This is a genomic window from Mesorhizobium sp. NZP2298 (genome assembly GCF_013170825.1).
GTDB lineage: Bacteria > Pseudomonadota > Alphaproteobacteria > Rhizobiales > Rhizobiaceae > Mesorhizobium.
In genome coordinates this window covers 3,796,454-3,808,876 of sequence record NZ_CP033365.1, presented here as the reverse complement: position 1 = coordinate 3,808,876, position 12,423 = coordinate 3,796,454, and the positions used below count along the sequence as shown (strand labels likewise).

The window sequence follows — 12,423 nt, the reverse complement described above, 5'->3', positions numbered from 1 at the left end:
GGAAAACGACAGGCACCGAAACAGGGACTGACGTGACGTAATGGGAAGGGCCACCGGGTTGACCGGCCGGCCCTTCTTGCGTTTCTTGGGCAGCCTACCCATCTGCGCCCGGCTTATCAGGCCTTTTCCTGCTGGGAAAAACCGATTAGACAGCGCCCAAACAAGATGCGGACAGATTCCGCCCGCAAAGAAGGAAAAGCCCGTTGTCCACCACGAATTCCACCACGTTCGACAAAGTCGCCAAGATCATTGCCGACACCAGCGAGATCGATATCGACACCATCACACCCGAGAGCCACACGATCGACGATCTCGGCATCGACAGCCTCGATTTCCTCGACATCGTCTTCGCCATCGACAAGGAATTCGGCATCAAGGTGCCGCTGGAAAAGTGGACCCAGGAAGTCAATGACGGCAAGGCGTCGACCGACGACTACTTCGTCATGAAGAACCTGTGCGCCAAGATCGACGCGCTGGTCGCAGCCAAGACCGCCTGACGTCAGTTGAGCACGCGACCTTGACGCGCTCTGCCGCCTGACCCACAAAGCCGCCCATGAGCAGCCCCCGCGACGTCGTCATCACTGGTATCGGCCTTGTCTCCTCGCTGGGAGAAGGTCCTGACGCCCACTGGCAGAAGCTGGCGCAGCCGGGCCTGCAGCCGGTGCTCGAAGCCGCTCGCTTTGCGCCCTACACCGTCCATCCGCTGCCGGAGATCGACTGGAACCTGCAGATCGCCAAGCGCGGCGACCAGCGGCAGATGGAAACATGGCAGCGGCTCGGCACCTATGCCGCCGGGCTTGCGCTCGACGACGCCGGCATCAAAGGCAATGATGAGCTCTGCACGACCATGGACATGGTGGTGGCCGCCGGCGGCGGCGAGCGCGACGAGGCAGTCGATGCCGCCATTCTCGCCGCATCCGAGAGCCGCAACGACCGCGACGTGCTGCTCAATGAGAAGCTGACCACCGAGTTGCGGCCGACCCTGTTTTTGGCGCAGCTTTCCAACCTGCTCGCCGGCAACATCTCCATCGTCCACAAGGTGACGGGCTCGTCGCGCACCTTCATGGGCGAGGAAGGTGCCGGCGTCGCCGCCGTCGAAACGGCCGCCGCGCGCATCCGTTCCGGCCAGTCGACGCACATCCTGGTCGGCGGCGCCTTCCAGACCGAACATTCCGACATGCTGCTCGGTTACGAGCTGGCCGGCTATTTGCATCGCGGCCCCTGGAAACCTGTGTGGCAAAGACAGGGCGCCGAGGGGGGCGGCATCGTCACTGGATCCGGCGGTGCCTTCCTGGTGCTGGAGCAGCGCGAACACGCCGTGAGCCGCGGGCGCAAGATCTACGCCGAGCTCGGACCGGTGGTTTCCGGCCGCGCCAGGCGCTCGCGCGGAGAGCTCGGCGCCGAGATCGCAGCATTACTCAGCCAGGCGGCGCTGCCGAACGGCAAGCTGCTTGCCTTGTCGGGCGCCTCGGGCGCGCATGCCGCAACCACCGCCGAGAAGGCGGTGCTCGATGCCAATCCGGCGATTGCCACGCGCGGCTTCTCGACGCTGACCGGACACATGAAGGAAGCGCAGTTTCCTTTCGCGGTGGCGCTGGCGGCACTCGCCGTCGACCGCAGGGCCGGCTACCCTATTTTCGATGCCGCAGCCGAGAAGCCGTTCGAAGGCGTTCCCACGACGGTCCTTGCAACGGCGATCGGCTATCACCAATTCGAGGGCATGGCGCTGGTCAACGCCGCGTAACGCGGCGCTCCCGATCCATGCTGCAACGATAAACGCTCGAGGGCTCCCGGATGGCCAATCTGAACGATCACATGGGCAGGCCAATCGTCGCCGTCACCGGCATCGGCGTGGTCACCTCGCTTGGCGTCGGCAAGACCGACAATTGGGCGGCGTTGACCTCCGGCAAGTCGGGCATCCACCCGATCACCCGCTTTCCCATCGATCAACTGAATACCCGCATCTCCGGCATGGTCGATTTCCTGCCGTCGAGTTCGAAAGGTGCCAGTCCGCTCACCTATGAGCTAGCCGAGCTTGCGGGCCTCGAAGCGGTGACCGAAGCCGGTCTTGATTCCAGCGACTTCGGTGGACCGCTTTTCCTAGCATCGCCGCCGGTCGAACTCGACTGGGCCGAGCGCTTCTCGCTCTACAATTCTGACAAGGACAAGGATGACACCGCCGCCGAAAGACTGCTTCGGGTGGCGCGTAGCTTGAAAGAGCTGGATATTTTCGAGACCACCCAGTTCGGTTCGATCGCCGACCGCCTTGCCGACCGCCTTGGCACACGCGGTCTGCCGATCACCCTGTCGACGGCTTGCGCTTCAGGTGCCACCGCGATCCAGCTCGGTGTCGAGGCGATCCGACGCGGCGAATGCGACCGTGCGCTATCGATCGGCGCGGACGGTTCTGCCACCGCCGAGGCATTGATCCGCTTCTCATTGCTTTCGGCGCTCTCCACGCACAACGACATTCCCGAAAAGGCATCGAAGCCTTTTTCCAGGGATCGCGACGGCTTCGTATTGGCCGAGGGATCCGGGGCGCTGGTATTAGAATCGCTTGAGGCGGCACTGGCTCGCGGCGCGACCGTTCTTGGCGTCCTCAGCGGTTGCGGCGAGAAGGCCGACGACTTCCACCGCACCCGCTCGAAGCCGGACGCTTCGCCCGCCATCGCCGCGGTTCGCGCCGCCCTCGCCGATGCCGGCCTGAGTGAAGACGAGATCGACTATGTCAACGCCCACGGCACGTCGACCCCCGAGAACGACAAGATGGAACATCTGGCGCTGTCGACCGTATTCGGCGAGCGCATAAGCTCCATGCCGGTTTCGTCCAACAAGTCGATGATCGGCCACACGCTGTCGGCGGCTGGCGCCGTCGAGGCGGCATTCTCGCTGATGACCATGCGCGAAAGCGTCATCCCGCCGACCATCAACTACGACAATCCCGACCCGGCGATCGTGCTCGACGTGGTGCCCAACAAGAAGCGCAACGCCGAGGTTCGCAGCGTTTTGTCGAACTCCTTCGGCTTCGGCGGCCAGAACACTTGCCTTGTCATGGCACGGGAACCGGTCTAAGCGACCTTTTTCAGCCCTACAGAACCGACAGGCCCAATGCGCGCATTGCAACTTATCGAGGACCGGCGTCTTGAGACGGTGGACCTGCCGCCTCCCCCGCCGCCCGCACTCGGCGAAGTCACGTTGCGCGTGAAGGCGGTGGCGCTGAACCATATCGACGTCTGGGGCTGGCGCGGCATGGCCTTCGCCAAGCGCAAGCTGCCGCTGGTCGTCGGCGCTGAAGCCTCCGGCGAGGTCGAGGCGGTCGGCCCTGGCGTTTCCAGCCTGCTGCCCGGACAATTGGTGTCGATCTATGGCGCGCGCACCTGCGGCCTTTGTCGCGCCTGCCGCGAAGGCCGCGACAATCTGTGCGAACATGTTTCCGGCGTTCACGGTTTCCATCTCGACGGCTTCGCGCAGGAAAAGATCAACCTGCCCGCACGCCTGCTGGTGCCGGCCCCACCCGGCGTGACCGACATTGGCGCCGCGGTGGCGCCTGTCACCTTCGGCACGGTCGAGCACATGCTGTTCGACAACGCCAAGCTTCAGCCGGGTGAAACCATCCTCGTCCATGCCGGCGGCTCCGGCATCGGCTCGGCCGCCATCCAGCTCGCCAAGCGGATGGGTTGCACCATCATCACCACGGTCGGCTCGAACGACAAGATCGACAAGGCCAAGGCGCTCGGCGCCGACCATGTCATCAACTATCGCGACGACCGCTTCGAAGGCGTCGTGCGCAAGCTGACGAAGAAGAAGGGCGTCGACGTCGTGTTCGAACATGTCGGCGCCGACACCTTTGCCGGCTCGATGCTGTGCCTGAAGCGCGGCGGCCGCCTGGTGACCTGCGGCTCGACCTCCGGCGTGTCGACGCAGATCAACCTGATGCAGCTGTTCCAGCAGCAGCTGAAGCTGCTCGGATCCTTCGGTTGCCGAATGGAAAACATGGCCAACGCCATGCAGAAAATGGCGGCGGGACAGGTCGCACCGGTCATCGACACCGAGGTCGGATTCGACGATATCGACGCCGCGTTGAAGCGCATGGAAGGCCGCGACGTCTTCGGCAAGATCATCCTGCGCGTCGCCTAGGGCCTTGACCTCGGTGCTCAAGAAGTTTCGCCGCGACCTCAGATTTCGCTACGGTCGGCAGTTGCGCCAGGCGAACTACTGGCTGGTTGCGCGTGCGGCGATGATCATCCTTTCGGTGCTGCGCCTGCTGCCGGTCGACAGCGCATTGAATTTCGCCGACCGGGTCGCGCGCCTCATTGGCCCCCGGGTCGGGCGCCATCAGGTCGCCATCGACAATCTGCGCAACGCCTATCCGGAAAAGAGCGAGGACGAAATCCAGGCCATCGCCTCCGACATGTGGGGCAACATGGCCCGCCTCGCCGCCGAATACATCTTCCTCGACGCCCTGTTCGACTATGACCCGGCTGCCAGCAAGCCCGGCCGCGTCGAGGTCAAGGGAGTAGAACATTTCGTCGAGATCGCCGCGGAGAAGCAGCCGCATATCGTCTTCACCGGCCATCTCGGCAATTTCGAACTGCTGCCGGTGGCGGCGGCCACTTTCGGCATGAACATCACGGCGCTGTTTCGCCCGCCCAACAACCCATACCTCGCCGACTACATCCTTTCGACGCGGCGTTCGACCATGGGGGCGCTGCTGCCGTCGATGGCGGGAGCCTCGTTTGCCCTGGCGTCTGTGTTGGAAAACGGCGGCAATATCGGTGTCCTTGTCGACCAGAAATTCTCCAACGGCCTGGAGACGACATTCTTCGGCCGTCCCTGCCAAAGCAACCGGGTGCTCGGCACCCTTGCCCGCCACTACGACTGCGACGTCTATCCGGCGCGTTGCATCAGGTTGCCAGGCAACCGTTTCCGGCTCGAGATCGAGGACAAGCTGGTCCTGCCGCGCACCGCTGACGGCAGCGTCGACGTCCACGCCACCACCCAGCTGCTGAACGATGTGGTCGAGCGCTGGGTGCGCGAGGATCCCGGCCAGTGGATGTGGTTTCACAAAAGGTGGGAAATCAGCAACTGGCGGCGCAAAAAGCGGCCGAAGCCAGCTCCTGCCGCGAGCGCTTAGCTCAAGCTGCTGGCGAGAAAGCGACTTCTGCGCCAGCCATTGATGCCACGGCGAATCCGGGACGTTTCAGTTCGTCACGACAATGCGCGTGTTGCCGAAGCCCACTTCCCGCACCATCGAATAGAAAGCCGCGGCATTGGCCGTGTGCAGCCGCACGCAGCCATGCGAGGCCGGACGGCCGAGTTGCCTGACAGCGCCCGTCCCATGGATGGCGTAGCCACCATGGAAGAACACCGAATAGGGCATCGGCGACATGTCGTATTTGCGCGAATACCACATCTTGGCGGTTCGCTGCGGCCGATATGTACCACGCGGGGTGAAATAACCCGAGCGGGCGGTCGACACGGCCCAGCGATAGACCTCCGACCCGTACCGCACCGTCATCGTCTGCGACGACACGTCGATCTTCGCTTCCAACATCGCCGCGTAACTTGCGGACGGCGTGCCAAACAGCGCGGTTGCCAACATCGCAGCTGCCACGAGAAAGAACTTCTTCATGCGATCAAACCCCTTTGATTGCCCCTTGCCTGCTTGCCATCACGTTGTTTTTCACCTTTTTAATGGCAGTGAACAGATAGCACACACTCCTTGATCAATTCCCCAATCCAAAGCAGCGAATTTGAATGATTTCCCGCGATAGTTGCGGCAACGACACGTCACGCCGGCTTGATGCCCGGCGGGCTTGCAATGCAACACCGAACGCTGCTCAACTCTCCCGATGAACGAGAGACTCCTGCAAGCAATCGATGACAGGCGCGACGATGTCGTCGCGCTGACCGCCGACCTCATCCGTTTTCCGACCATCAACCCACCGGGCGAAGCCTACCGGCCATGCGCCGAATATCTTGGCGCGCGGCTGAGGAAGCGTGGTTTTGAAACCGAATTCATCCGCGCCGAAGGCACGCCCGGCGATACCGACCGCTACCCGCGTGTCAATGTCGTGGCCCGTTTCGACGGCCGATCACCCGGTGCCTGCGTCCACTTCAACTCGCATATCGACGTCGTCGAGGCTGGCGACGGCTGGACCGTCGATCCGTTTGCCGGCGTCGTCAAGGACGGCAAGGTCTATGGACGCGGCGCCTGCGACATGAAGGGCGGCCTGGCCGCGTCGATCATCGCTGTCGAAGCCTTCATGGACGCCTATCCGGACTTCCCCGGCGCCATCGAAATATCCGGCACGGTCGACGAGGAATCCGGCGGTTTCGGCGGTGTCGCCCATCTGGCCGGCCTCGGCTATTTCTCCAAGCCCAGGGTCGACCACGTCATCATCCCCGAGCCGTTGAACAAGGACCGCATCTGCCTTGGCCACCGCGGCGTCTGGTGGGCGGAGATCGAGACCAAGGGCGAGATCGCGCATGGCTCGATGCCGTTTCTCGGCGACAATGCTGTGCGCCATATGGGTGCCGTGCTGAGGGCTTTCGAGGACGAATTATTCCCGGCGCTCGACCGCAAGGTGACGCGCATGCCGGTCGTGCCCGAAGGCGCCAGGCGCTCGACCATGAACATCAATTCCATCCATGGCGGCCAGACCGAGGATTTCCGGCCCGGCCTGCCCTCGCCCAACGTGCCCGATTCCTGCCGGCTGACCATCGACCGCCGCTTCCTGCTCGAGGAAGATCTCGCCACGGTCAAGGGCGAAGTGACCGGCATTCTCGAGCGGCTGAAGCGCGAGCGCAGAAAATTCGACTACGAAATCCGCGACCTGATGGAAGTACTGCCGTTGATGACCGAGCGCGACGCGCCGGTGGTCCAGGCCGTGGCGCAAGGCATTCACGCGATCTTCGACCGCGAACCCGACTACGTCATCTCGCCCGGCACCTACGACCAGAAGCACATTGCCCGCATCGGCCATATCTACGACTGCATCGCCTATGGACCGGGCATTCTCGACCTCGCCCACCGGCCGGACGAGTGGGTCGGCATAGAGGACATGGTGGAATCGGCCAAGGTGATGGCGATCGGGCTCAACGTGCTGCTGCGCGGCACAATCGGATGATCGGCCCGCGGCGCAAAAACATTTCTCCTGACGCGGCGCGACAGCACGAAACGCAATTTACTCCCGCGCGAAATCACGCTTCTATCCGCCGGCTTGAGCATTTGAGCACATGGGGAGTTCAGCGATGAAACTGTGGAAGACCCTTCTGGCCGCTGCCGTGCTGGCGGTCGCAACCGCCACGTCGGCGTTTGCCGCCCGGACTGATCTTGTCATCGGCATTCCGCTTGAACCCCCGCATCTCGACCCGACGGCGGGGGCGGCCGCGGCAATCCGGGAGGTCACCTACGCCAATGTGTTCGAGGGCCTGACCCGGATCGGCCCGAATGGCGAGGTTCTGCCGGATCTCGCCGAAAGCTGGGCCATTTCCGATGACGGCAAGGTCTACACCTTCAAGCTGCACACCGGCGTGAAATTCCACGACGGCACCGATTTCAGCGCCGACGACGTGAAGTTCTCGCTCGACCGTGCCCGCGCGGAAAACTCCGTCAACGCGCAAAAGCAGCTCTTTGCCGCCATCGACAAGGTCGAAGTGGTCGACCCCGCCACCGTGAAGGTGACGCTCAGCCACCCGCAAGGCTCGTTCCTCTACAATATGGGCTGGGGCGATGCGGTGATCGTGTCGTCGAAATCCGCCGACACCAACAAGGAAAAGCCCGTTGGCACCGGCCCCTTCAAATTCCAAAGCTGGGCCAAGGGCTCATCGATCACCCTGGTGAAATCAGTTCATTACTGGGGCACCCCTGCTTTCCTCGAAAAGGTCGAGTTCCGCATCGTTCCCGATGCCGCGGCCGCGGTGCCGGCTCTGCTTTCCGGCGACATACAGGCTTTCCCCTTCTTCGATCCCGACAGCGTTTCCCAGGTCAAGGATGATCCCCGCTTCAAGGTTGTTGTCGGCGCGACCGAAGGCGAGACCATCCTGTCCATCAACAACAAGAAGCCACCCTTCGACAAGCTGCAGGTCAGGCAGGCGATCTCCTACGCGCTCGATCGCAAGGCGATCATCGACGGAGCCTCGGCCGGGCTCGGCCTGCCAATCGGCTCGCATATGTCGCCAGCTAACAAATATTATGTCGACCTGACCGGCCGCTATCCGCACGACGTGGCCAAGGCCAAGGAACTCCTCAAGGAGGCGGGACTGGAGAACGGCTTCAAGGCCACGTTGAAGCTACCGCCGACGACCTATGCGCGGCTCGGCGGCGAGATCATCGCCTCGCAGCTCCGCGATGTCGGCATCAACCTGGAAATTATCCCCGTCGAGTGGGCGCAGTGGCTGGACCAGGTGTTCACCAAGAAAGACTACGACCTGACCATCGTCTCCCATACCGAGCCGAACGACATCGATATCTACGCGCGCAAGGATTACTACTTCAACTACGACAACCCCGCCTTCAACAAGGTCATCGCCGATCTGGAGCTGACGTCCGACGAGGCCAAGCGCAAGGAATTGTATGCGCAAGCGCAAAAGATCCTGGCCGACGACGCGGTGGTCGGCTTCCTCTACGAACTGCCCAAGGTCGGGGTCTGGGACGCCAAGCTGCAAGGCTTGTGGGAAGACGCGCCGATCCCCGCCAACGACCTGACCAAGGTGAAGTGGAGCGAGTGAGGCTCTCTCGGTTTCGTCATCCTAGGGCGAAGCAGGCGCGCAGCGGCTGCGTAGCCCCTAGGATCCATTCCGTGACTTGCGAGCGCCCGCGCGGCGCAGAATCTGGGAGACGCAGCAGTGGAGACAGAAAGAGGCGCTGGTTTTGGACCGTCGCGCTCTTTGATCTCTGTCACGGCATGGATCCTAGGGTCTTCGCGACGTCGCTTCGCTCCTGCTTCGCCCCAGGATGACGACGCTACTGTCGTCGTGCAACATCCATGACCACCTATCTCCTCAAGCGCCTGGCCATCTCCCTCGCCACGCTGGTGCTGGCTTCCATCGTGGTGTTCGCGGTGCTGGAGATCCTGCCCGGCGATCCGGCGCGGCTGATGCTGGGCATGAACGCCAGCGCCGACCAGGTTGAACTCTTGCGCAATCAGATGGGCCTCAACGCGCCGCTTGCCCTGCGCTATTTGCACTGGGCCGGCGGCCTGCTCAGCCTCGATTTCGGCCGCTCCTACACCTATTCGGTGCCGGTCATCGACCTCGTGCGCGAACGCTTGGCCGTCTCCCTGCCGCTGGCGCTGATCGCGCTCGCGCTCTCCACCCTCATCGCCATTCCGGTCGGCCTGTTTTCCGCCAGCCGGCGCGGCCGCGCCGGTGACACGATTTCCATGGGCGCGGCACAGCTTGGCGTCGCCGTGCCCAATTTCTGGTTCGCGCTGATGCTGATCTATGTCTTCGCCGTCTGGCTGCGGCTGGTGCCGGCCGGCGGGTTTCCCGGCTGGGGAGCCGGTATCTGGCCTGCGCTGAAATCGCTGCTGCTGCCGGCGGTCGCCCTTGCGCTGCCGCAAGCAGCGATCCTGGCGCGCGTCACCCGCTCGGCATTGATCGAGGTGCTGAACGAGGACTATATCCGCACCGCCCGCGCCAAGGGCCTGCCCTACCGCGCCGTGCTGTGGCGGCACGCGCTGCGCAACGCCATGATCCCGGTGCTGACCATCCTTGGCCTGCAATTCGCCTTCCTGCTCGCCGGCACCATCGTCATCGAGAATGTGTTCTATCTCCCGGGCCTCGGCCGGCTGGTGTTCCAGGCGATTACCCAGCGCGACCTGATCGTCGTCGAAAGCGTCGTCATGCTGCTGGTTGCCGCCGTCATTGCCGTCAACCTCGTTGTCGACCTTTCCTACGCGGTAGTCGATCCGCGCCTGAGAGGCCTGCAATGACCTTGCACATCGATATCCCCGAGGAGACATTCAGCTCCATTCTGGCCAAGGCGTTCCGAAACACGGCTTTCGTCACCGGCTTCGTCATCACCGTGCTGATCCTGGCGATGGCTATAATCTCCTATGTCTGGACGCCTTACGACGTGACGAAGCTGATCATTGCGGACAAGACGCAAGGACCTTCGCCAACCCATTGGTTCGGCACCGACCATTTCGGCCGCGATATCCTGTCGATGATCATGGTTGGCGCCCGCAATTCGATCGCCGTGGCGCTGGTCGCGGTCGGCATCGGCATGGGCATCGGCGTGCCGCTCGGCGCCTTTGCCGCGGCACGCGGCGGCTTGATCGACGAGGCGCTGATGCGCGTCAACGATCTGGTCTTCGCCTTTCCCGCGCTGCTGTCGGCCATCATGATCACCGCCATCTTCGGGCCGGGCGCCGTCAACGCCATCATCGCCATCGGCATCTTCAACATCCCGGTCTTTGCCCGCGTCGCCCGCGCCGGTGCGCTGGCGATCTGGCCGCGCGAATTCATCCTTGCCGCGCGCGCAGCGGGCAAGAGCAGCACGCAGATCACCGTCGAACATGTGCTGCCCAACATCGCCACGCTGCTGCTGGTCCAGGGCACCATCCAGTTCGCGCTGGGTATCCTGGCCGAGGCTGGGCTTTCCTATCTCGGCCTCGGCGCACAACCGCCAATGCCAAGTTGGGGCCGCATGCTGTTCGACGCCCAGACCCGCATGGTGGTGGCGCCCTGGATGGCGATCTTCCCCGGCATGGCGATCGTCATCACCGTGCTTGGGCTCAATCTTCTGGGCGACGGCATCGCCGATATTCTCGACCCGAAATCGCGGCGGCAGCGATGAGCCTGCTGGAGATCCAGAACCTGTCGTTGTCCATCGGCGACACCCAGATCCTGAAAGACATGGAGCTTTCCGTCGCGCCCGGCGAGGTCATGGGGCTGGTTGGCGAATCCGGCTCCGGCAAATCGATGACCGCGCTGACGATGATGCGGCTTCTTCCCCATGCAGCGCGCGCCACCGGGCGCGTCTCGTTCGACGGCATCGATATCCTGGCGGCAAGCGAGGACCAGATGTGCGCGCTGCGCGGCGACGATATCGGCATGGTTTTCCAGGAGCCTATGACGGCGCTGAACCCGGTCAAGACCATCGGCGAACAGGTAGCCGAGGGCATTCGCTGGCACACCAAGGCGACACGCGCGCAAGCCGAGGAGCGGGCGCGAAAAATGCTCGACCGGGTCGGTCTGCCCTCGGCAAAATTCCCGATGTCGCGCTATCCGCATGAACTGTCCGGCGGCCAGCGCCAGCGTGTCCTCATCGCCATCGCCTGCGCCTTGAGACCGAAACTGCTGATCGCCGACGAGCCGACGACGGCGCTCGACGTCGTGCTGCAGGCGCAGATCCTGGACCTTCTGCGTGATCTCGTCGCGGAGAGTCGCATGGGCCTGCTGCTGATCTCGCACGACCTCGCCGTGGTGACCGAGATGGCCGACCGCATCACCATCCTGCGCCGCGGCAAGGTGATGGAGGCCGGAGACACCGCGCGCACGCTGTCCGAACAACTCCACCCCTACACGCGCCAGCTGGCGCAAGCCTCGATGCATGTGCCGGCACGCGCCAGACGACATGACGCCAGCCAGGGCAAGCCCCTGCTCCAGGTCGAAGGTGTAACCCGCGACTATCGCGGCCGCCGCGCCTCGCTGTTCCGCCGCGCGCCTGACATCCGCGCCGTCGACGACGTCTCGCTGTCGATGACGCCAGGCCAGTCTGTGGCGCTGGTCGGCCGCTCCGGCTGCGGCAAGTCGACGCTCGCGCGCATGATCCTGGCGCTGGACCGGCCGAGTTCAGGCACGATCCGGTTTCGCGGCGAAGCGATCACCGGCAAGAGCGAAGCCGAGTTGAAGCCGGCCCGGCGTGACATGCAGGTTGTCTTCCAGGATCCCTACAGCTCCTTCGACCCGCGCCAGAAGGTCGAAAAACTGGTCTCGGAACCCTTGCATGTGCTCGAGAACAAACCGACGCGCGCCGAGCGCCGCGAGATGGTGGCGCATGCGCTGCACGAGGTCGGCCTCGACCAGCGCGACATGGAGAAGTACCCGCACGAGTTCTCCGGCGGCCAGCGCCAGCGCCTGTCGATTGCCCGCGCCATCATCACCCGCCCCAAGCTGGTGGTCGCCGACGAGCCGGTCTCGGCGCTCGACGTCTCGATCCGCGCCCAGATCCTAGATCTGTTCGCCGAGCTCAACCAGAAGCTCGGCATCGCCTACCTCTTCATCACCCATGACCTGACCGTCGCCCGTGCCATCACCGACGAGGTGCTGGTGATGCATGAAGGCAAGATCGTCGAGCGCGGCAAGACGAGCGAGGTGCTGGACCATCCGCAGTCCGAGGCCGCCAGGGAGCTGGTCACCGCGGCCCCCGATTTACACCGGGCGATCGCTCGGAAGATGCAAGAGCAAGGGTGA

Annotated in this window: 11 protein-coding genes; 10 read left to right on the top strand and 1 reads right to left on the bottom strand. The window is 63.7% G+C overall.

Features of this window, described 5'->3' with window-relative positions:
• The first annotated feature begins 203 nt into the window (after positions 1-203).
• Genes EB231_RS18400 through EB231_RS18380 form a run of 5 tightly spaced genes read left to right on the top strand, consistent with a single transcriptional unit; the run spans position 204 to position 5,134 of the window.
• Entirely contained in the window at positions 204-497 is a 294-nt protein-coding gene (locus EB231_RS18400) for an acyl carrier protein (RefSeq protein ID WP_027029416.1), read from the top strand.
• A 56-nt stretch (positions 498-553) separates the two neighbouring features.
• Complete coding sequence (locus EB231_RS18395) at positions 554-1,744, top strand: beta-ketoacyl-ACP synthase (protein ID WP_172350119.1); 1,191 nt, start codon at positions 554-556, stop codon at positions 1,742-1,744.
• 50 nt (positions 1,745-1,794) lie between these two features.
• Positions 1,795-3,072: a beta-ketoacyl-ACP synthase gene (locus tag EB231_RS18390; protein ID WP_172350118.1), complete on the top strand. Its 1,278-nt coding sequence runs from the start codon at positions 1,795-1,797 to the stop codon at positions 3,070-3,072.
• Between the two features lie 36 nt (positions 3,073-3,108).
• Positions 3,109-4,137 carry a zinc-binding dehydrogenase gene (locus EB231_RS18385; RefSeq protein ID WP_172350117.1) on the top strand — a complete coding sequence of 343 codons (1,029 nt, stop codon included), beginning with the start codon at positions 3,109-3,111 and terminating at the stop codon, positions 4,135-4,137.
• A gap of 13 nt (positions 4,138-4,150) precedes the next feature.
• Positions 4,151-5,134 (top strand): lipid A biosynthesis lauroyl acyltransferase, encoded by a 984-nt coding sequence (locus EB231_RS18380; protein ID WP_172350116.1) that lies wholly within the window; start codon positions 4,151-4,153, stop codon positions 5,132-5,134.
• A gap of 66 nt (positions 5,135-5,200) precedes the next feature.
• Here EB231_RS18380 and EB231_RS18375 read toward each other — a convergent pair whose 3' ends face one another.
• Positions 5,201-5,632, bottom strand: a complete 432-nt coding sequence (locus tag EB231_RS18375) for a L,D-transpeptidase (RefSeq protein WP_172350115.1) — start codon at positions 5,630-5,632, stop codon at positions 5,201-5,203.
• A gap of 220 nt (positions 5,633-5,852) precedes the next feature.
• Here EB231_RS18375 and EB231_RS18370 point away from each other — a divergent pair, with 220 nt between their 5' ends.
• The 5 genes from EB231_RS18370 to EB231_RS18350 all read left to right on the top strand — a co-directional run bounded on the left by EB231_RS18370 (position 5,853) and on the right by EB231_RS18350 (position 12,423).
• Complete coding sequence (locus EB231_RS18370; protein WP_172350114.1) at positions 5,853-7,130, top strand: acetylornithine deacetylase/succinyl-diaminopimelate desuccinylase family protein; 1,278 nt, start codon at positions 5,853-5,855, stop codon at positions 7,128-7,130.
• A 124-nt stretch (positions 7,131-7,254) separates the two neighbouring features.
• Positions 7,255-8,733: an ABC transporter substrate-binding protein gene (locus EB231_RS18365; RefSeq protein WP_172350113.1), complete on the top strand. Its 1,479-nt coding sequence runs from the start codon at positions 7,255-7,257 to the stop codon at positions 8,731-8,733.
• A gap of 257 nt (positions 8,734-8,990) precedes the next feature.
• Positions 8,991-9,938, top strand: coding sequence for an ABC transporter permease (locus EB231_RS18360; protein WP_172350112.1), 948 nt, complete (start codon positions 8,991-8,993; stop codon positions 9,936-9,938).
• The gene (locus EB231_RS18355) at positions 9,935-10,804 is read left to right on the top strand and encodes an ABC transporter permease (RefSeq protein ID WP_172350111.1); all 870 of its coding nucleotides are present in this window, start codon (positions 9,935-9,937) and stop codon (positions 10,802-10,804) included. The genes EB231_RS18360 and EB231_RS18355 overlap by 4 nt, the downstream gene beginning before the upstream one ends.
• Positions 10,801-12,423 carry an ABC transporter ATP-binding protein gene (locus EB231_RS18350; RefSeq protein WP_172350110.1) on the top strand — a complete coding sequence of 541 codons (1,623 nt, stop codon included), beginning with the start codon at positions 10,801-10,803 and terminating at the stop codon, positions 12,421-12,423. The genes EB231_RS18355 and EB231_RS18350 overlap by 4 nt, the downstream gene beginning before the upstream one ends.

Bases quoted from the DNA above. Each gene is read 5' to 3' on its own strand.
- EB231_RS18395 (WP_172350119.1), top strand. From the start codon at position 554: ATGAGCAGCCCCCGCGACGTCGTCATCACTGGTATCGGCCTTGTCTCC.
- EB231_RS18390 (WP_172350118.1), top strand. From the start codon at position 1,795: ATGGCCAATCTGAACGATCACATGGGCAGGCCAATCGTCGCCGTCACC.
- EB231_RS18385 (WP_172350117.1), top strand. From the start codon at position 3,109: ATGCGCGCATTGCAACTTATCGAGGACCGGCGTCTTGAGACGGTGGAC.
- EB231_RS18375 (WP_172350115.1), bottom strand. From the start codon at position 5,632: ATGAAGAAGTTCTTTCTCGTGGCAGCTGCGATGTTGGCAACCGCGCTG.
- EB231_RS18370 (WP_172350114.1), top strand. From the start codon at position 5,853: ATGAACGAGAGACTCCTGCAAGCAATCGATGACAGGCGCGACGATGTC.
- EB231_RS18365 (WP_172350113.1), top strand. From the start codon at position 7,255: ATGAAACTGTGGAAGACCCTTCTGGCCGCTGCCGTGCTGGCGGTCGCA.
- EB231_RS18360 (WP_172350112.1), top strand. From the start codon at position 8,991: ATGACCACCTATCTCCTCAAGCGCCTGGCCATCTCCCTCGCCACGCTG.
- EB231_RS18355 (WP_172350111.1), top strand. From the start codon at position 9,935: ATGACCTTGCACATCGATATCCCCGAGGAGACATTCAGCTCCATTCTG.
- EB231_RS18350 (WP_172350110.1), top strand. From the start codon at position 10,801: ATGAGCCTGCTGGAGATCCAGAACCTGTCGTTGTCCATCGGCGACACC.